This is a genomic window from Dyadobacter jiangsuensis, from assembly GCF_003014695.1.
Taxonomy (GTDB): Bacteria; Bacteroidota; Bacteroidia; order Cytophagales; family Spirosomataceae; genus Dyadobacter; species Dyadobacter jiangsuensis.
This window is the reverse complement of the sequence record NZ_PYAS01000012.1, coordinates 198,379-219,787: the sequence shown is the minus strand read 5'-3', so window position 1 is coordinate 219,787 and position 21,409 is coordinate 198,379. Positions and strand designations below refer to the sequence as shown.

General features: G+C 51.1%; 13 protein-coding genes. 5 read left to right on the top strand and 8 right to left on the bottom strand.

What is annotated here, in order from left to right; all coding sequences use genetic code 11:
- The first annotated feature begins 12 nt into the window (after positions 1-12).
- From xylA to CLV60_RS23665, 5 genes are all read left to right on the top strand, one after another.
- A complete protein-coding gene (gene xylA, locus CLV60_RS23685; protein ID WP_106597853.1) occupies positions 13-1,341 on the top strand; it encodes a xylose isomerase in 1,329 nt (442 codons plus the stop codon).
- 121 nt (positions 1,342-1,462) lie between these two features.
- A complete protein-coding gene (locus CLV60_RS23680; RefSeq protein ID WP_106597929.1) occupies positions 1,463-3,127 on the top strand; it encodes a tetratricopeptide repeat protein in 1,665 nt (554 codons plus the stop codon).
- Between the two features lie 260 nt (positions 3,128-3,387).
- The gene (locus CLV60_RS23675) at positions 3,388-6,144 is read left to right on the top strand and encodes a TonB-dependent receptor (RefSeq protein ID WP_106597852.1); all 2,757 of its coding nucleotides are present in this window, start codon (positions 3,388-3,390) and stop codon (positions 6,142-6,144) included.
- A 39-nt stretch (positions 6,145-6,183) separates the two neighbouring features.
- Positions 6,184-7,446, top strand: coding sequence for a beta-helix domain-containing protein (locus CLV60_RS23670; protein ID WP_229211106.1), 1,263 nt, complete (start codon positions 6,184-6,186; stop codon positions 7,444-7,446).
- 64 nt (positions 7,447-7,510) lie between these two features.
- The gene (locus tag CLV60_RS23665) at positions 7,511-8,602 is read left to right on the top strand and encodes a phytase (RefSeq protein ID WP_106597928.1); all 1,092 of its coding nucleotides are present in this window, start codon (positions 7,511-7,513) and stop codon (positions 8,600-8,602) included.
- Positions 8,603-8,699: 97 nt separating this feature from the next.
- Here CLV60_RS23665 and CLV60_RS23660 read toward each other — a convergent pair whose 3' ends face one another.
- From CLV60_RS23660 to CLV60_RS23625, 8 genes are all read right to left on the bottom strand, one after another.
- On the bottom strand, positions 8,700-10,199 hold the full coding sequence (locus tag CLV60_RS23660; RefSeq protein WP_106597850.1) for a RagB/SusD family nutrient uptake outer membrane protein: 1,500 nt from the start codon (positions 10,197-10,199) through the stop codon (positions 8,700-8,702).
- Between the two features lie 28 nt (positions 10,200-10,227).
- The gene (locus CLV60_RS23655; RefSeq protein ID WP_106597849.1) at positions 10,228-13,716 is read right to left on the bottom strand and encodes a SusC/RagA family TonB-linked outer membrane protein; all 3,489 of its coding nucleotides are present in this window, start codon (positions 13,714-13,716) and stop codon (positions 10,228-10,230) included.
- A 20-nt stretch (positions 13,717-13,736) separates the two neighbouring features.
- Positions 13,737-14,753, bottom strand: a complete 1,017-nt coding sequence (locus CLV60_RS23650; protein WP_106597848.1) for a FecR family protein — start codon at positions 14,751-14,753, stop codon at positions 13,737-13,739.
- Positions 14,754-14,823: 70 nt separating this feature from the next.
- Positions 14,824-15,489: an RNA polymerase sigma-70 factor gene (locus CLV60_RS23645; protein WP_106597847.1), complete on the bottom strand. Its 666-nt coding sequence runs from the start codon at positions 15,487-15,489 to the stop codon at positions 14,824-14,826.
- A 175-nt stretch (positions 15,490-15,664) separates the two neighbouring features.
- Positions 15,665-17,377: a GMC oxidoreductase gene (locus tag CLV60_RS23640; protein WP_106597846.1), complete on the bottom strand. Its 1,713-nt coding sequence runs from the start codon at positions 17,375-17,377 to the stop codon at positions 15,665-15,667.
- A gap of 130 nt (positions 17,378-17,507) precedes the next feature.
- The gene (locus CLV60_RS23635) at positions 17,508-18,029 is read right to left on the bottom strand and encodes a gluconate 2-dehydrogenase subunit 3 family protein (protein WP_229211105.1); all 522 of its coding nucleotides are present in this window, start codon (positions 18,027-18,029) and stop codon (positions 17,508-17,510) included.
- A gap of 264 nt (positions 18,030-18,293) precedes the next feature.
- Positions 18,294-19,535, bottom strand: a complete 1,242-nt coding sequence (locus tag CLV60_RS23630) for an MFS transporter (RefSeq protein WP_106597845.1) — start codon at positions 19,533-19,535, stop codon at positions 18,294-18,296.
- Positions 19,536-19,689: 154 nt separating this feature from the next.
- Entirely contained in the window at positions 19,690-21,333 is a 1,644-nt protein-coding gene (locus tag CLV60_RS23625; protein ID WP_106597844.1) for an FAD-dependent oxidoreductase, read from the bottom strand.
- Positions 21,334-21,409 lie beyond the last annotated feature (76 nt).

The window sequence follows — 21,409 nt, the reverse complement described above, 5'->3', positions numbered from 1 at the left end:
AACTACATTACAATGAGCATTCTACTCGGAGAACAGGAGTATTTTAAGGGTATCGGAAAGATCTCTTTCGAGGGCCCGGAAACCGACAACCCACTGGCTTACCGCTGGTACGACGAAAACCGCGTTGTCGCCGGCAAGACAATGAAAGACCACCTGCGCTTCGCGGTGGCTTACTGGCATACATTCTGCGGCGCTGGTCTGGATCCTTTCGGCGGACCTACGCTTTTTTACCCATGGGACAAAAAATCTGATGCCGTAGACCGCGCCAAAGACAAAGCGGATGCAGCATTCGAATTCATTACCAAGCTGGGTCTTCCTTACTACTGCTTCCACGACGTAGACGTGGTGGATTACGCCGACGACGTGCGTACCAACGAAAAACGTCTGCAAGCACTGACTGCCTATTTGGGTGAAAAACAAAAAGCATCAGGTGTAAAACTCCTTTGGGGAACCGCCAACCTTTTCGGACACCACCGCTATATGAACGGTGCTTCCACCAACCCTGATTTCGACGTCGTTGCTCACGCAGGTGCGCAGGTGAAAATGGCTTTGGACGCTACCATCGCCCTGGGAGGTGAAAACTACGTATTCTGGGGAGGTCGCGAAGGCTACATGAGCCTTCTGAACACCGATATGAAACGCGAGCAGGAGCACTTTGCACAAATGCTGAAAATATCGGTAGCCTATGCCCGTGCGAACGGCTTCAAAGGTAAGTTCTTCATCGAGCCGAAACCTTGCGAGCCTACCAAGCACCAATACGACTACGATGCGGCAACTGTGATCGGTTTCCTTCGTCAGCACGATCTGTTGGCCGATTTCAGCCTGAACCTTGAAGTAAACCACGCTACATTGGCGGGCCACACTTTCGAGCACGAATTGCAGGTAGCGGCCGACGCCGGTATCCTGGGGTCGATCGACGCCAACCGTGGTGACTACCAGAACGGCTGGGATACCGACCAGTTCCCGAACGACATCGCCGAATGGACCCGCGCATTGCTCGTGATCCTGAATGCAGGCGGTCTGCAAGGCGGTGGTATCAACTTCGATGCCAAACGTCGCCGGAACTCAACGGATGTGGACGATGTATTCCATGCGCACATCGGCGGTATCGACACCGTAGCACGCGCATTGGTGATCGCCGACAAGATTATCCAAAACGGAGCTTACGACACGATCCGTAAGAACCGCTACGCTAGCTTCGACAGCGGCAAAGGTGCAGAGTTCGAAAAAGGTGGTTTGAAACTGGAAGACCTGTTCGACCTGGCGGCTACTAAGGGTGAGCCTGCAACGATCTCCGGTAAACAGGAATACCTCGAAAACCTGATCAACCGGTTCATCTGAGACTAACGCAATGTTACCTCAATATTAATTTTCAAAAGCCATTGATGTATTTCAATGGCTTTTGGCATTCATGCAGGCACGTCGCCGTAACTTGCGAGAAATTAACCCAGCGCTTTCTGCCATGCATACCGGCCGCGCCAAGAAGCATTCCTCCTCTCCTACGCTGCCCGGCATGACCCTGCTTGCGGCGTGGATCATTTCGATCTCCTGCATATTTATCCAAGCAACATTTGCCCAGGAACCGGAACGCAACATGCCGGCCAGTCCGCAAAACCCTGATTCATTGCTGATAGGCCTGAAAGCGAATTACAATTCGGCCGTCGGAAAGAATAATGACGTGGAAGCCGCGGGCTATTTACAGCAAATCGGGAGGCTGCTTTTCATTTCAGGGCATTACCCGCAATCGCTCGACTATCTGCTGCAAGCAGAGAAGATATTCCGCGCAAAGGATCAGGAAAAGATGCTGGCCGGGAATCTAAACATGCTGGGTGAACTCTACTACCGCACCCGCCGACCGCAACTCGCCCGGAAACAATATGACGAGGCGCTGGAAATCTACCAAAACCTGCGGGAAGAATCAGGTAAAGCGGAGATTTACGGACGCATCGGCCACCTCTATGAAAAGCGCGAAATGTACGACAGCGCATTCTATTTCCAGCGCAAGGCCCTGCAATCCTACCAGCTCGACCGTCATACCGACGGCGCCGCGAAGATTTACGAAAACATCGGCAGCATTTACGAAGACCTAGAAAAGTACGATTCGGCCCATTTCTATTTCAACAGGGCTTACACGCTCAACACGCAGACGCATAATGCACGTGCACAGGTAGAAGTGGTGAATAACCTGGGCGATGTGTTAAGGAAAACCGGTAGGTTCCGGGAAGGATTGGCATACAGTTTCCAGAGCTTGAAACTAGCTCAAACCAGTGGCGAGCGCTACCAGATTTCGAGCGCTTACAATGACATTTCCAAAGCCTACAACCTGCTCGCCCGTAACGATAGCGCATACCACTACCTCACACTGAGTCGCAGCCTGCTCAACGATATCTATTCCGAAGAGAGCAACAAGCAGCTCGCATTGCTGCAAACGCTGTACGAAATCGAGAAGAAGGATAATGAAATTGAACAACTGACCCAGGCGCGGCGCATTGATACGCTTATCTCCATTGCAACGGGCATTGTGGTGGTGTTGGTGATCGTCGTGGCGGCATTGATCATCAGCCGGCAGCGCCTCAAAATCCGGAATGAACAGAAGCTTCGCGCGCAGCACAAGCAGGTGTACGAAGCCCAAAACCAGTTGATGGAAGTCGAGCTGAAAAACAAAAAACTGGAAGAAGAGCACCTGAAACAGCAGCTCGAAACCAAAACGCAGGAGTTAAGCAGCTACACCCTGCACGTGATCCGCAAGAACCAACTGTTGGAAGACCTCCGCGCCAAGCTCGATGAAATGATCAAGGACGATAAACGCGACCAGCGGAAACAGATCAAAGCATTGTCGGAACAGATCGGCGAGGGTTTGCAGGATAACCAGCATTGGGAAGAGTTCAGGGGGATATTCGAGCAGGTACACCAGTCTTTTTTCGACCGCCTCCAACAACAAACCGGCCCGCTCACCGCCAACGACCTCCGACTGATCGCATTGATCAAAATGAACCTTACTTCCACCGATATCGCCACGCTCCTCGGCATTTCCCAGGACAGCCTGCGCGTGATCCGCCACCGCCTGCGCAAGAAGCTGAACCTCGCAGCGGGCGACAATCTTTCGGCCTATATCCAGTCCATTTAGCCACTTCACGATTTCTTAACAGTACGGTAATGCAATCATAATGCCATGAACCAGGGATTTAAATCCCTGGACAATAACACGTTGCATAAAAAATTTAACGCTTGTTGCCTTGATGTAACGCTTCGAAACTGCCTGTTGCCCTTTTGTTAACGGGGCTGATTTGGATCACTGAGTTTGTTCTGCACACCTTCGCATCGTCAAGCGAAACAACCGCTGACGACTGACGGCCGACCGCCGAAAGCCATTAACACATTGATGCGATGATCCGAAAATTTCTACATACTCTCCTGCTACTGTTCACAGTTACCTGCCTGCATGCGGGGACTCTCAAAGGCAAGCTCCTTGAAGCAGCCACGGGCGAACCTGCATTGGGTGTGGTAATCTCTATCGAAGGCACTAACCTGCACGACATTTCAGGGCTCGATGGCTCATTCTCGATCCCCAACCTGCAAAAAGGCTCCTACCGCCTCACGGTCCGCCACATTTCCTATGCACCAGTTCAAAAGGAATTTGCGATCAGCGGGAATGAGGTTATTCAAATGGACCTCTCGCTGGAAGCCGCAGCCGGATTGAAACTTGAAGAAGTAGCCGTCAACGGCAAGCGGGATGGTGCGAGCGACAATACCGCCCGGCTCATGGAGCGCAATGCGAGCCAGGTGATGAATATCGTTTCCGGCAAAACGATCCAGATTTCCCCTGACCTCACCGTCGCCAACGTGATCCAGCGCATTTCAGGGATTTCCATCGAACGCAACAGCAATGGAGACGGCCAGTACGCGATCCTGCGCGGCATGGATAAACGCTACAACTACACCCTCGTGAATGGTGTAAAAATCCCGAGCCCCGATAACAAATACCGTTACGTACCACTGGATATTTTCCCTTCCGATCTCCTCGATCGTCTCGAAGTATACAAGGCTCTCACACCCGCCATGGAAGGCGACGCGATCGGCGGCGCGGTGAATATGGTTATGAAAGATGCACCGGACAAATTGACCTTTTCTGCCAATGTCTCCACGGGCTATAATGAGCTGTTTATGGACCGCAAGTTTATGGGCTATGATTTCAGAAGCATTCAATCCAAATCACCCTATGAGCTAAATGGCAATCAGTACAATGCCGCCCCGACCGATTTTTCGACGGCTGCCGTCAATTATAAACTCAAAACACCTGCACCCAACCTGCTGGGCAGCATTGCGGTCGGCAATCGCTTCCTGCACGACAAGCTGGGCGTCCTGCTCGCCGGTAGTTACCAGAACACCCACCGTGGAAGCAATAGTCTCTTCTTCGATTCGGAAGCCGTGGATACCCTGCGCGGCGAAGCGCTTACCAAAATGAGCGAACGACAGTATTCGGAACAACAGATCCGGTATGGGCTGCACTCGAAAATAGATTACCGCATTAGCGAGAAGCACAAAATCCAGTTTTACAACGCATTCATGAACCTGACCAATGTGCAGGTACGGGATGTGAAAGCTACCCAGCTCACCATCGGCGGCTATGATCCGGTGGCAGGTAATGCAACCCTCAGCTATTCTACCCGCTCGCGACTGACCAAACAGCAGATATTCAACAGCACATTGCAAGGCAAGCACCAGTTGCTCGATGCGCTGGCATTACAATGGTCGGCCGTGTATTCCAAAGCCACCAACGAGGTTCCCGATAACATGACTGTGCCGCTGACGGGCATCCGGCAGAATTTCCAGGAAAAGAAAACGACCGTAGGCGATGCCTCGCGGCGCTGGGAGCACAATTCGGACCGTGACCTGTCTGCCTACCTCAATCTGACTTATAACACAACCATAGGCTCTACCCAGCTGGAATGGACACTGGGCGGCTTGTTCCGCGACAAATCGCGCTCTAATTTTTACAATAACTACCAGCTCCGGCCCGCCGATCCGTTTACCGAATACGGAAAGGATTTCACCGACTACACCCAGATCCGCTGGACAATTCAGAATCCCCGCGGTTCGGTAGGAAGCGCATTGACCTACGATGCGACCGAACAAATCAAAGCCGGTTTTATACAATTTAAAGCAGAAACCAAGAACCTGGAAATCCTCGGCGGTGTCCGCGCAGAGAACACCGATCAAGGCTATACCATGCGCTTTTCAATTGGTGAAGACCGGCCGAGCGGGAACCAGAAATACACCGATTTCCTTCCCAGCCTGCACTTCAAATACAAGCCGGAAGACCACATTAACCTGCGCGCCTCTTACTTCCGCTCGATCAACCGCCCGGGCTTCTTCGAAATCGTACCTTATCGCATCGTCAACGAAGAATACCAGGAACGCGGTAATCCGGATCTGAAACGCGCCGTTGCCGACAATATCGACTTGCGTTATGAGCTCTTCCCACGCGCTTCGGAGCAATTTATGGTGGGCGTTTTTTACAAAATGATCAAAGATCCGATCGAATACACGCTCCAACGCGACGCTATCCGCGGACAGGACATTTACTATTCGCCGGGTAATTTCGGAAATGCAAAGAATTACGGACTCGAAATCGACTATATCAAATATGTGAAGCAGTTCGGGGTCAAGGCCAACTACACCTACACGCATTCGCGCATTACCACACCCAAATCCCGGCGCATACGCAACGAGAGCGGCGATCTCGAAACCATCAATGTGCAGCAAACGCGGCCGCTTTACGGACAGTCGGCACATGTGGCCAACCTTTCGGTACTCTACAAAAATCAGGAAAACGGCATCGACGCGCAGTTGGCAGGCGGCTACACAGGCGACCGCATCAATACCGTTTCCCAGTTCCTCGACAACGACCTCTGGCAAAAAGGTTTTATTCAAATGGATGCTTCTATCGAAAAAACATTCCGCAATGGGCTCGGCGTGTTCCTGAAAGCCAACAACCTGCTCGACACACCGATGGAAGTGTACATGAAAAATACGAGTGCTTCCAATATCAATATCCCGAACCAGGACCTGCCCGGCAAGACGCTCATCCGCCGCGACCGTTACCAGCGCTCCTACCTGCTTGGCGTACGCTATAAGTTTTAATCAGTCATCAAAATTTTAAATCTCATGAACCAATCTAAAATGAAACAGCTATTCATGCTTTCCGCGCTTGCCGCATTCCTGATCACCGGTTGCAGCGACGATAAGTCCGATCCTACGCCCGTTAGCCCAAAACCAACCGAGGAATCGGTATCGGGTGAAGTTTCCGGCACCTGGACCAAAGGCAATACCTACAAAGTAACGGGCCACCTTCAAATCCCAGAAGGTAAATCCCTCACGATCGAGGAGGGTGTGACGGTACTTTTCAGCGACTCGGTGGTGAAGCCGGAAGTGGTGGTGAAAGGAAACCTGTACAGCCTGGGAACTGCCGCTGCCCCCGTAAAATTCACCGTGCCTGATGCCTGGAAGACCTCGGGGAATCTGTTCGGCAACCTCTGGGGCGGACTGATCGCCGCTCCTACATCGGCAGAATTCGTATTGAGCAACACGATTCTCGAATACGGCGGTGCAGTTACGACCGAAGAATCACCCTCTGTTAAAGCCAAATTGTACAAAGCCGCCCCCGGCGAGCACGTGCCTGTCATTTACTATCCCAATATCAATGGCAAGCTGGTAGTGGTCAACAGCATCATCCGCAACTTCAATGAAGACGGCTTCTACATCGAAGGCGGTAAGGTGATCATCGCCAACAATACCTTCAACACGACCGGCGTATCGGGCGGCGATGCGATCAACATCAAATCCGGCGTACAGGCCGATGTGGCATTCAATGTAGTGTACAGCCCCAATACCAATGCGTTGAAGCTTTCTAACAGCGGCGACCGCTCTCCGCAGGCATACATTGTGGGTTACAACAATACCATCATCAATGCAGGTTGGAGAAGACCTACTACCAAAGGAGGTTCGATATGGCTCGAAAAGGGGGTTCGCGCGGACCTTTACAATAACCTGCTGGCCAACGACCGCTTCGGTATCAAGAAAGAGAATGTGGATAAATCGGTGGACGACCGTTCGGTGATCAACAACACATTGTATTATGGTGCTACCGAAGAAGGTGTGAAGCAATTCCAGCCATCTGTCGAGATTTTGAAGGGTGCTAATGACCTCGTGTCCGCCAAAGTGGGTGATAACGATCCAAAATTCGTGAACTATCCATTGACGACCGACAACAAAAATGCTGCGTTCAATACTGCCTGGGATTTCCACTTACAGGCCGGCTCACCAGCATTGGGCAAAGGTAAAACCAACTTTACCCGCCTGTACGCCGCTGGCCTCGTGATCAATGGCGTAACCTACAAATCGCCCGCACCTGCCGACTACATCGGGGCGTTTGGTACCAAGTAATTTCTCCTTCATTCCGCTCCCGGCCCGCACTAAGCCGCCGGGAGCTTTTTTTATTCTAACACCAGTGAAAGCATTCATTCTCCCGGCCATTGGGCTGGCTGCATCGCTTGTGGCCTGCCAGTCCGGCAACAACACCCCCATTCATTCCGCCAAGGCCGATACCGTCAGCGCGGTAATCCAGCCGGTTTTCATCACCGACACCGTCGCCCACGATACCGACGATCCTGCGATATGGATCAACCCTGCCGATCCTTCGAAAAGCCTCATCATCGGCACCGACAAAGACCAGGACGGAGGCCTGTATGTATTCGACCTGCAAGGCAAATTGCAGCGCGATAAAACCGTGACCGGCCTGAAACGTCCGGATAATGTAGACATCGAATACGGCCTCATGCTCGCCGGTAAGCCGGTGGATATCGCTGTCACCACCGAGCGTTTCACACACAAGCTCCGCATTTACAGCGTACCCGACATGAAGCCGGTCGATAACGGCGGTATTGAGGTTTTTGTGGGAGAAACCGGCGAGAATGTGCGCGATTTGATGGGTATAGCACTCTACAAGAACAAAACCGGCCGGATATATGCGATCGTGGGCCGCAAATCGGGGCCTACCGACGGGACTTATCTGTGGCAGTATCTGCTGGAAGACAATGGCAAAGGCCAGGTAAAGGCCTCGCTCGTCCGCAAGTTCGGCCAATACAGCGGCTTGAAGGAGATCGAAGCCATCGCCGTCGACGATCAGTTGGGCTACGTTTACTACTCCGATGAAGGCAAGGGCGTCCGCAAATACTACGCCGATCCCGAAAAAGGGGATCAAGAACTGGCCTTGTTTGCGACCAATGGCTTCACCGAAGACCATGAGGGAATTTCCATTTACCAGCTCACCGATACCACCGGTTATATTCTCGTATCCGACCAGGGGGCCAACAGTTTCCAGATCTTCCCGAGAGAAGGCACATCCGGCAAACCTCATTCCCACCCGCTTTTAAGAAAAGTCGCCGTCAAAGCAAGCCACAGCGACGGCTCCGATCTCGTTTCGGTCCCTCTCAATGCACAATTCAAAAATGGCCTGTTCGTAGCGATGAGCGATGACAAGACATTTCACCTTTATCGCTGGGAAGATATTGCGGGGAAGCATTTGAAATCGATCCGGTAATCTGAATCCGTATGACGCAAAAAAAGCCGCTGGATTTTCCAGCGGCTTTCTAACTACTATCTACTATTAAACTGAGTTTAATGGTTAACCTGTTCTGCTAATATCCTTTGTTCTGGTCCAGATTCGTGTTGTTACGCACTTCGGCCGTCGGGATCGGGAAAAGCAATTCGCGCTCGGTCAAAGTTGGGCCATAGGAGAATTTGTGGCCGACGTAATTCTCGAATTTTTTAGTGGTCACGTTATATGCCTTCCGCAAACGTGCCATATCGAACCAGGTAATGTTCTCGAAGCACAATTCATGCCAGCGTTCTGCCCATACAGCCTCGCGGAAAGTATCCTTGGTAAGCCCCGTGAGCGCAGGCAGCTGCGCCCGTGTACGAATCGCATTCACTGCTTCGTAGGCTTTCGCCGATGGCCCTCCTACCTCATTGGAAGCTTCGGCGTACATTAGCAGCACATCTGCGTAACGGATTACCGACCAGTTCAGATCGCTATTGGCGCTGCTGGTTTGCGCTACGTTATCAAAGTGTTTGTAAATAAAATAGCCTCCCAGATCGACCTCCTTGGTGCGGTCGCTTTCATTGGTAAACTTGGTGAAGAAGAATTGTTTCTCTTTCGCTCGAAGGTCACCGGCCTCATAAGACTTCACAAAATCACCCGTCGAATAAATTCCGCCTGTCTCATCGGAATAGGCAGAGATATTCTTGTTGTAAGGGATAATCGAAACCTGCCAGTTGGAAGGCAATATCTGCGTTTTGAATTGAATCATGAAAATATTCTCCTCCACATTCTTCTTCGCAGGATTATGCAGGTCGTCATAAGAGGCAAAGAGTTTGAATTGTTTGGAGTCGATCACTTCCTCGGCTTTTTTGGCCGCCAAATCATAATATGCAGCACCTTTTTGCAGCGGATAACCGGCCATCGTGAGGTAAACCTTTGCCAGCAGTGATTTCACAGCTCCGGTACTGACCTTACCCGAAACATCGGTCATTGGCAAGCCAGCAGCTTCCGCCGCTTTCAGATCCTCGACAACACGGTTGTAAACTTCCTCAGGTGTAGCCGCGGACGGTTTCAGTTGTTCCGATTGCAAATCGACGGGATCGAGGATAAGCGGAATATTACCGAACATCTGCACCAGATTGAAGTAATAGAATGCCCGCAGGAAGTAGGCTTCGCCCATCAGCCTCTTGGCTTCGGCCGCGTCCATCGAAATGCCCGGAATCTTGGCAATAGACAAGTTCGCATTCGCGATTCCTTTGTAATAGAACTGCCAGTACGATTGTCCGTAGCCATTATCGGAAGTATTCCGGAGGTCTTTCACGAAGTAGCTATTCACAGCCTGGCCGAGATCGGTGGCCGCCAGACCGGTCGCAAACTCAGTCATCATCCATGTCCCGCCACCGAAACCACTGCCCATGGGCACACGTAGATTGGCATAGATCGCATTCACCGAGCTGCGAGCGTGCTCAGGCTTGGTAAAATAGTTTTCGACAGTAAAATTACTTGGATCGGATTCATCCAGGAAGTCCGAACAACCTGTCGCTCCGAAAATGCTCAACATAGCGAGCAAGCCTATTTTTTTTGATATGGTAGTCATTATTACTTTCGGATAAGAGTCAATATTGTTACAAACCGATGTTCAAGCCCAGCATAAATACTCTTGGCTTAGGGTAGTCGTACAAACCGAAGCCCTGGTCAAACGGCGAGCCGGAATTAGAAACTTCAGGATCGTAGCCACGGTATTTGGTAGCCACGAAGAAGTTTTGCACGGAGGCATAAGCTCTCAGCCTGTCCAGCTTGAGCTTGGAAACAACATCGGCAGGGAAGTTGTAGGCGAGCAACAGGTTACGACCCCGGATAAATGAAGCGTCCGTTACTTTGTGGCTGTCGTTGTTGGTTGTATAATAAGCATTAATAGGGCGTATTTGCGCGATAGCCGTATTCTGGTTCGACTCTGTCCAGGCATTCAACACCGTTTTGTAGCTGTTCGCAATACCTTGCCTGTCTTCTGCGGAGTGGATACTTCTGTCGAGGACGTCGTTACCGTACATGTATTGCAAATCTACCGTTAACGACCAGTTTTTGTAATTAAATGTGTTCAGGAACGTTCCGAAACCGTCAGGAATACCTTTGCCGATAATGGTGCGGTCGTTATCATTGATAATTCCATCCTTGTTCAGGTCAGCATACTTTACGTCGCCCGGCAACATATTATACTTTTTGGCTTCCTCCGCTTCGGCAGTCGACCAGGTTCCCAGATGTTGTCTTCCAAAAAACGATCCCACCGGTTCGCCTACGCGGATCACTGTTGCACCCGAGAAGATATCGCTACCTCCCGAAAGTGCCAATACCTTGTTCTTATTGACGGAAATGTTGAATGTCGTGCTCCACGAGAAATTGTCGGTACGAATATTGGTGGAGTTTACTGCAAACTCAACCCCCTTATTCTCCATGCTTCCGACGTTGGTAAAAATGCTGCTATAACCACTGCTGAGCGGAAGCGGCGCGTCCAGGAGCATATCGTTCACCTTTCTGCGGTACAGATCGAGCTCGAAGCTTAACCTGTTGGAAAGCAGGCCCAGTTCAATGCCGAAGTCGATTTGCTGTGTTTTTTCCCATTGCAGGTTCGCATTCGACATCCTCGAGATACCGGTACCGATGTTCCGGCTGCCATTGAATATTACGCTATAATCGATCACACCCGAAACGTTGTTCGCCATGCCCGCCAATGCACGATAAGCTGGAATTTCGGAGTTACCCGTTGCACCATAGCTCGCGCGAATTTTCAGGTTTGAGATAGAAGGAATGCTCTTCATGAACTCCTCTTCCGTCACACGCCATGCTACCGCAGCCGATGGAAAGAACGCATACCGGTTGGCCTCCCCGAATTTCGAAGAACCATCGAGACGGCCGGTGAATGTCACCAAATACTTGTTCAACAAACTGTAATTCAGACGTGCAAAGTATGAATTAAGCCCATAAGCCGTCCCCTCTGATGAAGGTGCTTGAGGGCTTGCACCTGCACCCAGGTTGTAGAACTGGAAATAGGTATCGTCGAAACCCTGAGTAACCGCGGTATTGTCGAAACGGTCTACGTGCTGCCACGACAAACCCAGCATCGCATTGATCGAATGGATCCTTGCAAAATCCTTGTTATAGGTCAGGTAGTTCTCAAACTGCCAGGAATTGAACCGGCTGTTGATCACGCTGGCTTCGCCGTTGGCTGAAATGTATTGTAATCCTTTCGCTGCAAAATAATCGCGGCGCTGGTTGATCACGTTCGTACCGATAGTCGTTCGAAATTCGAGGCCTTTGGCGAGATTAATGCTGGCATACATATTTCCCAGCATGGTTTGTGTGCGAAGGTAAAAAAGACGTTCAGCAGCAACACGCAACGGGTTATCACCACCTTCCATACCTGGGTAGTCGCGGTTACTGGCCCAAGCTCCATTGTCGTATTTCACGGGAATAATAGGAAGTGCTTCAAGTACCTGGCGCATGGCGGTAATACCGCCGCCACCAAGCTGGTCGATCTGCTTCTCGTTCTGATCGGTATAGCCGAGTGTACCTCCCACTTTCAACCAGGGCTTAATTTGTGTATCAAAAACAAAACGTCCTGCGAAACGCTTCTGCCACGACTCCTTCACGATACCATTTTCGTTTCGGTAGTTGAGAAATGCGCCGTAAGTTCCTTTTTCGTTACCCCCGGTGAAACCCAGCTGATGGTTTTGGGTAAAGGCTTTCTGGAACATCACATCCTGCCAGTCGGTGTCGTACAACGGGTTACCGCTCGAATCGAACAGACGTGGGTTCGTACGTTTCAGCTTGGGATCGGTGTATTTTGTACCTGTTGCCCAGCCAACCGGGTCATATTTCGCAGCATTGGCATAAATAGTTTCCTCCACTGCCAGGAACTCCTTTGAATTGAGTACATCGAGCTTTTTAGGAGCAACACCGATGCTAAAATCTGTATCGTAAGTTACCCTTCCTCCACCGGCAACACCTCTTTTGGTCGTCACGAGAATAACCCCGTTAGCACCACGGGCACCATAAATCGCAGTCGACGACGCATCTTTCAACACCTCGATGGAAGCAATATCGTTCGGGTTCAGGTAGTCGATAGGCGTACTACCGTTTTGCAACCCCACGGCATTCAGGATTACCCCGTCAATCACATACAATGGGTCATTGGAAACGCTGACCGAGCTGGCCCCTCGTATGCGTATGTTGGCGCGACCACCCGGGCGACCGGAGTTAGACGACACGTTTACCCCGGTAATGCGGCCCGAAAGTCCCTGGTTCAATGACGAAGCCGGGCGCTCCTGCAAAACTTCCGCTTTAAGGGTACCGACGGCCCCGGTAAGGTCGGATTTTTTAACAGTACCATAACCCACCACCACAACTTCGTCGAGTGCATTCTCGTCGGGGGCCATCTTCACTGTAAATGTCGATTGGTTTCCCACCGTCACCTCCTGCGATTTGTAGCCTACAAAACTGAACACAAGCACCGGCTGCCCTCCATCCGGAATTTCCAGGCTGAAATCACCCGCTGCACCTGTGGAAGTTCCGCGCTGGGTACCTTTCAATACGACGCTCACACCCGGCAGCGTGGCTCCTTTTTCGTCCGAAACCGTCCCTTTAATAGTCCTGTCAACGGCGACCTGGGTTACCTGTGCCGGTGTGGTCAGGTTTTCCTGGGTCATCTGCCCCTCCGGCAGTGCCATCGCCTCGTCCTTGCTTTCCCTCACCGGCATCGCTTCCTTTGCCTTGCCTTCGGTTATAACAAATGTGTTCTTTCTGGTCTTTTTATATTTCAAACCGTTCTGCCGCAGCAGCATATCCAGGTTTTTCTCAATGGGCTGGTTGAAATCCAGGTTACTGGAAGCTACGTTCACAGAGCCTACCAGTCGGTCTTCGAAAATGATTTCTACTCCGTAATGTCTCTGAAGATCGAGCAAAACATTTTTAAGCTTCATTTCCTGACCGAGCGAAGTATGCTGCTTGGCCGGCATCGACGCAAAGGCAATGACCTGTGAATGCACGATCCGGGAGGATTGCGTCATCAACACAATCCCGATCGCCACCCATTGCTTGGCTGATAGCGTTAGATTCATAATCAAGTGGTTTGGAATAATTAATTGTTCGTTAAAAGGATGCTTGCGCCGTTCTGCTCGACCCGTAGATCAAGCACTTCCGAAATCGTTTTCAAAAGTTCTTCCGCGTTTTTGGTCTTGAAATTGCCGGTTATCGAGCGTTGGGCGATATTGGAATCGGAGAGGCTTACTTTCTGTCCAAAATTCTCCTCGATCATCGCGAGTATTTCTTTTACAGGCGTCCCGTTGAACACGTAACGCTGTTCAGTCCAGGGAGCAAATGTTTTGACATCCTGCTTTCTTTCGAGCTGCACCGCACCTTCCTGATCGAGAAAAGCGAGGTCGCCAGGTTCCATCATAACCTCCCTGCGCCGGTTGTTCTGGGAGTAGTCGATGCGCACGCTGCCGGATTTCAATGCTACCTTCGTACCCCTCGGCCGGGCAAATACGGAGAATGTCGTCCCGAGTACTTCCACCTGGAATTTCTCGGATGTTTTCACCACAAAGCGCTTGTGATCAATCGTGTGGCTTACCGAAAACTCGGCTTCGCCTTCCAGCGCCACTTCACGCACATCGCCCCAGAAACCCAGTCTCGGCACTTTCAGCTTGGAGTTCGAATTCAATGCTACGCGGCTTCCGTCTTCGAGGTACACGTCGGTAGTCTGGCCGTAGGCAGTCTGGTACGATTTGTATTGCAGCGGCTCGCGAAACCACCAGCCACAGCTCACCAGCAATGTTACCGAAGCCGCCGCCATCCAGAACCGGTTGCTACGCCTGGCAAACCAGGAAGGAGCCCCATCTTCGTCCTCCCCTTCTTCCTTCCTCCATTCTCCCTCTTCTTCCAGCGTCGAGTTCAGTCGAAGCAGCAGATTTTCAAGCGCGATATCCTGATCCGGAATGAACTGGGGCGACTGGGTTTCATATTCCAGCAGCCATCGGTGGAATGTCTCCGCGTTCTCTTTCCGCACGATCCATTCTTCCACGAGTTGCCTCTCGAGCGGATTGGCGCGCCCGCTCAGGTACTCGAAAAGCGTATATTTTGATATAGTTTTTTCCATTTTTGTTCGGTTTACAACGTTGACGAGGCCCCTCCGGATGGGCCTTCCGAGCCGACTTCTCGGCCGGATTTCAGAGGATACTTAAAATGGTCAGGCAAAGGGAGATCATCCATTCTCCGTGAAGGGCGGAGCGGAGGTGTTTCAATGCCTTGGAGATGTGTACTTCTACGGTTTTAGGCGAGATATGCAGTTCATCGGCTATCTCGTGGTATTTTTTGTTCTCGAAACGACTCAGCAAAAACACCTTCTGGCATTGCATCGGCAGCCGGGCGATCACCTCGTTCACTTTGAGAAACAGGTTATTGTAATGGATTTCAGCGTCAGGCTGCTGATGATACGTGGAAATGGAATGCTCCTCGTTCATTTCGAGGGAATCGGTCTTGCCAAACTCTCTACGCATATACGTATAGCATTCGTTACGCACCGAACGGAACAGGTAGCTGGTGTACGACGTCGTGATGTTCTCGTAAGCCTTCGTACGGTAAAACTGGAAGAATACCTCGCTCACCAGGTCCTCGGCGATCTGCTTCGAATACACAAACCGCACCGCATGGCTGCAAAGCGGGTTGTAATATCTTTTAAACAGCAATTCCAGACCCTTCCCCGGATTTTGCTCGAAAGCCGATTTGAGGAAAGTAGCAGAATCAATCTCACTTACGGGGGCCTTGCCTTCGTGTGCGGGAGACACAAATGGCCCAGGGCGCTTCGTTTCCGGGTTAAGCAAAGGATCGTGCATCGAATATCTGTTCGTATGTAATAATTAAAAGACTTTCTTGCATTTAAAATCCCTTACCCTTGATTAAAAAAAACTAAAACTTTTTTTAATCATATCTTAACCCAGACTGACCGGATAATAAAAAAACCGCTATCCTTGCGAATAGCGGCCTTTATCAAAAACTAGTTATTTCGGGTTACAAATTCTTCGCCTTCATCTGTTTTACGGCATAGTCGGCCGCGCGTGCCGAGAGTGCCATATACGTAAGCGAAGGGTTTTGTGTCGCGGTAGAAGTCATGCAGGCACCGTCGGTCACGAATACGTTTTTGCAATGGTGCAGCTGGTTCCACTTGTTCAGCAGCGAGGTTTTAGGATCCTTACCCATGCGCACACCACCCATTTCGTGAATGTCGTTGCCCGGATTGCGGTGGTTATCGTGCGTTCTCACATTGGTGAAGCCCGCTTTGGTAAACATTTCGCTCACCTGCTCCATGTAATCCTTGATCATCTTCTCGTCATTGTCGTCGTAATCGACCGAGATTCTCATTTTAGGCATTCCAAACGGGTCCTTTTCAACCTTGTCGAGCGCTACGTAATTACTCTCCTTTGGAATGGTTTCGCCCATCATGTGCGAGCCTACACTCCAGTTGCCGTATTTGGTTTCGTGCAACCCTGCTTTCAGCGATTCGCCCAGGCCGTTACGGTCGTTGTAGGTATTGCGGTTTGCTCCGAAACCGGCCGCATATCCGCGCAGGAAGTCGGTTTCCTGCTTGTAAACGTTGCGGAAACGCGGAATATAACCGCTGTTAGGACGACGCCCGTCGGTTGTCGAATCGAGGAACCCTTCGTAGTCGCCAGATACTGTTGCGCGGTAATTGTGGAATGCGACGTATTTGCCCAGCAAGCCGTTGTCATTGCCCAATCCGTTGGGAAAGCGGCTGGATACCGAGTTCAGCAATACCAGGTTGGAGTTCAGCGCGGCTGCATTCAGGAAAATGATATTGGCATAAAACTCGATCATCTGCTTCGTGTTCGCGTCGATCACGCGCACACCCGAAGCTTTTTGCGTCTTGTCGTCGTAAATGATCGAATGCACGACCGAATGCGGGCGAAGTGTCATATTGCCCGTTTTCGCCGCCCAGGGAATAGTAGATGCATTGCTGCTGAAATATCCTCCGAACGGACAGCCGCGCTCGCACATCACACGATGCTGGCATTTCGCACGGCCCTGATCGAGGTGGATTTGCTGCGGCTCTGTAATATGGGCTGCACGGCCAATAATAATGTGGCGGTCTTTATATTGTTTGGAAACCTGCTCTTTGAAATACTTTTCCACGCAGTTCAGATCGTGCGGGGGCAGGAACTCGCCATCGGGCAATGCATCGATGCCGTCCTTGTTACCGGTAATCCCTGCGAATTTCTCCACGTGGCTGTACCACGGTGCCAGATCGTCATAACCGATCGGCCATTCCACAGCAAATTTATCCCGTGCCGGACCTTCGAAATCGTATTTGCTCCAGCGCTGCGTTTGCCGTGCCCAAAGCAGCGACTTCCCGCCTACCTGATACCCTCTCAGCCAGTCGAAAGGCTTCTCCTGAATGTAGGGATGCTCATTATCCTTCGCGAAAAAGTGCATCGACGATTCCTTGAAGTTATAGCAGCGTGCCGCAATCGGGTTGGCGTCTGCGATCTCCTTCGGAAGCCTTTCGCGGTGCTCAAATTCCCACGGCATCATATTCGTGGTAGGGTAATCCTTAATATGCTGCACATCACGCCCGCGTTCGAGCACGAGCGTTTTCAATCCTTTTTCGGTCAGCTCCTTCGCCGACCATCCGCCGCTGATCCCCGAGCCAATCACAATGGCATCATAGGTGCGCGCTTTTTTACTATCAATATTGAAATTTGCCATAGTTCGGTTTAATGGAAATAGGGAGAAAGGAGGAAGGGGAGGAAGGAGGAAAGGGAGGAAGAACAATCAATGACCTAATGACTCAATGACCTGATTTAGTCCCTTTCCTCCATCCTCCCTTTCATCCCTTTCATCCTTTAACAACAGGTACACACCCATGGTAACGGGCGGGGATCATTTCGTAATGGGTAATGTTGGTCATCACGTATTCGGACGTCATGTAGCCCTGGATCGTGAGGCTTTTGACCATGCTGAAAAAGCCTTTCTGTCCCGCGTCGGTGCTTTTTTCGATGTCCGACAGGATTTGCAGGCGCTGCTCTTTGCTGGCATCCACAAACGATTTCCCGAAGCGCTGAATGCTTTGCTCATCGATGTTAGAAACGCCGCTTGCCAGGCTGGCCTGGGCTTTGGAATCGTAACAGTCCTTCACCATTTTCTGTACAAAATCCCCTACTCCAAGTTCTCCCGCTCCCGGCGTATCGGTTTTAGGGATAATGGTTTCGACGATCATCGTAAGGTTTTTGGATTGGTCTGCCGAAAGCAACCCGCTCTTCGCCACTGCACTCTTGTTCCAACCGGATGCCCAGGAAGGCAAACCCGCCATGGCGCCCATGGCCACAGCCATGCTTTTAAGCGCTACGCGTCTTTCCATTTTCGTTTCTATTTTGTTTGAACGTCGTTACTTGTATTGTTACTTTTTGCCAGGAATTGTCACCTGTTGGCATTCATTGTCAGGAAGTTGTCATTCATTGTCAGGGATTGTCATTTGTTGTCACGAGTTGTCATTTATTGAAATTATAGCATTCTTCTCTCTCTCTTTCTGACTGACTATTCCTGACCACACTTGACTATGTCATGACCACACCTGACTATTCATGACTACCCTTGACCACACCTGGCCACACCGACCAAATCGTCATTCTTCGAGAAAGTCGAGATCGCGACCGTGCGTTTCGGGGATGGTGAGAATGCAGAAGATACCTATTGCAAAACAGATCAGCCCCACGAGCGCACCAGCCTGAATAACGGTGAAAGAATCTTTAAAAATAGCAAATAATGTAGTCATTCCCACTACTGTGCCGCGTACCATATTGGGGACGGTGGTGGCCGCCGTAGCGCGCAGGTTGGTGCCGAACTGCTCCGCCCCGATGGTCACGAACATAGCCCAGTAACCAATTCCGAAGCCCAGCAAAGTAGCGATCGTATAGAAAAGCGAAACCGATTTGATACCCGCAAAAAGGTAAACCAGGCTGAATACCAATGTAAAAAGCATGAGGTAAAAAACCGCTTTCTTGCGCGATTCAAGCCAGTGGCTGATGAACCCGCTGCAAAGGTCGCCTACCGACAAGCCAACATAGCACCACATAATGGAAAGCCCCGGCTTGATAGGTTCGGCAATGCCCAGTGCCTTGCCGAATTCATTACTGAATGTAGCCAGGATACCGATCACAAACCAGGTCGGCAGCCCGATGCCAATGCACCGCAGGTATCTTCCAAGCCTGTCTTTATTGGTAAACAATGCAAAAAAGTTACCTTTCTCGATATGCTCTTTTTCTTTCAGATCCTTAAAAATACCCGACTCGAAAACACCGATCCGAAGCAGAAGCAGCGAAATACCCAACCCGCCGCCGATGAAATAGGCATAGCGCCAGTCGAAGAACTCTACCGTGAAATAGGCTACCACGGCGCCCAGCAAACCAATGCCGGCCACCAGCGAAGTCCCGATAGCGCGGAGGTGCTTGGGGAGGATTTCGGAAACGAGCGTGATGCCCGCGCCCAGCTCGCCCGCCAGACCGATGCCAGCAATGAAACGGAGCAGTTTATACACCGTCACGTCCTGCACAAAGCCGCAGGCAATATTGGCAAGGGAATAAGTAATAATCGACCCGAACAATACGGAAAGGCGCCCTTTCTTATCTCCCAGCACACCCCACAATATCCCGCCGATAAGCAGCCCGGTCATTTGCCAGTTCAGAATGCTGGCGCCGGTAACGGAAATATCCGCTTCGGAAAGCCCTAATGCAGCCAGACTGGGCAGGCGCACGATGCCGAAAAGGAGCAAATCATAGATATCTACAAAGTAACCAAGGGCAGCGACAATTACGGGAGCACTGAAAAGGTAGGAAGCGTCTGAGCGCGTTGCTGGGACGGATGACATTTGAGTTTGTATGGGTTTCATCGGAATAACTTGCAATATTATGCAAATAGCCGGACATAAGCCCGGCTATTCGTTGGTAAATTAATAAAATTTAAAGAGAAAGTTTTGTTTTGGAAAATCAACACCCGCTGTAAGTTTCATATCAGGCAAGTGCTTACAGTTCAAGTTTCTGCTTGTCCTTCAAAAGCTGCTCTTTCAATTTGGTATAATCAATGTCCTGCACGGCCACTTTACCGTCGATCGCCTGCACCGCAGCCGTAGCCGCGCTCTGGCCGAGGATCATGAACACCGGCTCCATACGAATCGACCCATAAGCAATATGCGACGCCGACACACACACCGGCACCAGCAGGTTTTCACATTCCGCTTTCTTGGGAACAATGGAGCCATAGGAAATGCTGTAAGGCGTTTTGGGATGCACGCCGATATCACCCTCGTTTTGCACAAAACCATCCTCCTTCACATAGCGCTGCGCATTATGCGCGTCGAGCGAGTATGAGCCCATGCCCACAGATTGCTCCACGGCTTTTTTGCCCAGCGTCTCATTCTCGGTCATCACACTTTTCCCCAGCATACGCCGCGCTTCGCGGACGTAAATCTGGTGCGGCCAGCCGCCATTGTCTTTGAACTCGTCCTTCGGCAAGCCCCATTCACTCACTTTGGCGCGCACGTCGGCCGGCACGGCCGGGTCGTTCGCCAGGAAATACATCAGGCCTTTCTGGTACACCTCGTGTTCTTTGATAATCTGCTTGCGGCGCTCATACGAAGCGTCGGGATAATCGTAGTTCTGGCCGATGAAATCCGTGCTGAACGGCCCGTGGTTATTGGTATCCGTCTTGCGGTTGGGAATTGGGTCGTATTTGTCGAATGTTTCGGTCCAGCCTGCCTTGTACACACGTGCGAGGAGCTCATATTTGCCGGGGTCGTAACCTTCGGGTTTGGCAAATGGAATACGGTTGTCAGGATGCGAGGAAAGGCACATACGGAAGCAATAGGCCTGGATTTTGTGATCTCCTTCGCCATTCTTACGGATTTTCTCTGCCGTAACGTAAGGCAGCAGGCCGCTTTTGGGATCGCCTTCTACCTTATAAGGGCTGATATTCTTCGCGAAATAATGCCTGTGCTGGAACACGCCGGCCTGGATACCATTCCACTCCTCATTGTAAACACTATTCGCCTCACGTCCCACGTGGTACTTTACACCCGCAGCAGCCATGAGATCGCCTTCGTAAGTGGCGTCGATGAACATTTTGCCTTTGAATGTCTTGCCGCTTAGCGTTTTGAAAGAGGCAATCCGGCCTTTGCTTTTCTGCACACCGCCTTTGCCCCGGTCGAGCCATTCGTTGCGGTAGATTTTGATATTGTTTTCCTTCACAAAATCCTCAAAAACCTGCTCCGCCACGTGCGGTTCGAAGATCCACATCGTGCGCTCCGCACCGTCCATGGCTACCGTGCCCTGGCCTTTGTTGCCGTACTCTTCCTTTTTCTGCCAATGCCAGCCTCCGGGCGTATCGTAATGCTGATAAACGCGATGGTAAAACTCCCGCGCAAGGCCGCCGATCACCGATTTGTTACCGGTGTCAGTGAAGCCGAGCCCTCCCGAGGAAAGCCCGCCCAAATGCGTGTCAGGCGAAACAACGAGTACCGTTTTACCCGATTTGATCACCTGCACCGCCGCCGTGACCGCCGCGCAGGTACCACCGTAAACGATCACGTCGGCTTCGTACGACTGCGCGAATGCAGACGGCGACGCAATTTGTGTTATGAGGAATGCGGCTATTAAAAGTATTTTTTTCATTAATGTTCTGAGTTGTGGTTTTGAAATATTGACCGCCGACCGCTGACCGCCGACGGCCGAATGCTTGATTGCTGAG